Below are 586 nucleotides of genomic sequence, written 5' to 3'. Positions count from 1 at the left end.
TTAAATGCGTTAGATGGCTTCTTTTCAGAACCACCGGTGAAGGTGCAAACCGTCACCGGCGGGCTCACCAACCGCTGTTGGCGGTTGGAATCTTCTCAAGGCCTTGCTTATGTCTGGCGACCGACCAGCAACGTATGCAAGGCTTTTTCTATCTCTCGTCATAACGAGTATCAAGTTCTTCATGCGATCGAGCCGCTAAATCTCGGGCCAAAGCCGATCTTCGTTCATGAGCAAGGGTTATTAGTGGAGTGGATCGATGGGATCACGCTGACAAAAGATGGCATCGAGTTGGAAGAACTCTTACCCATCGCGGCGACCATTCATCAATACCATTCGAGCTCCATACCTGTTGTGCCATTTTCTTACATCTCGCGAATTGATCATTATTGGTTGGAGTTAGAAGGAAAGTACGTCGGTTCAGAATTTGAAACTCTATACAAACAGTGGCGTTCTGAACCTAGTGTTGAGCAAATTCCGTTAGCGCTGTGTCACTTTGATTTGGGGTGTTACAACCTAGTTAGGGGAGATCAGGGCGTGAAAGTCATTGATTGGGAGTACGCAAGCCTTGCAGACCCAAGATTGGGTT

The 586-nt window shown here is 47.8% G+C and carries 1 protein-coding gene; it reads left to right on the top strand.

From position 1 onward, the window contains the following. Positions 1-586 (top strand): phosphotransferase (locus tag R7Q09_RS27100; RefSeq protein WP_318144072.1); only part of this gene is annotated, 586 nt, incomplete at both ends.

Source organism: Vibrio sp. 2130-1 (genome assembly GCF_033339515.1).
This window is presented reverse-complemented; position numbering and strand designations above follow the sequence as displayed.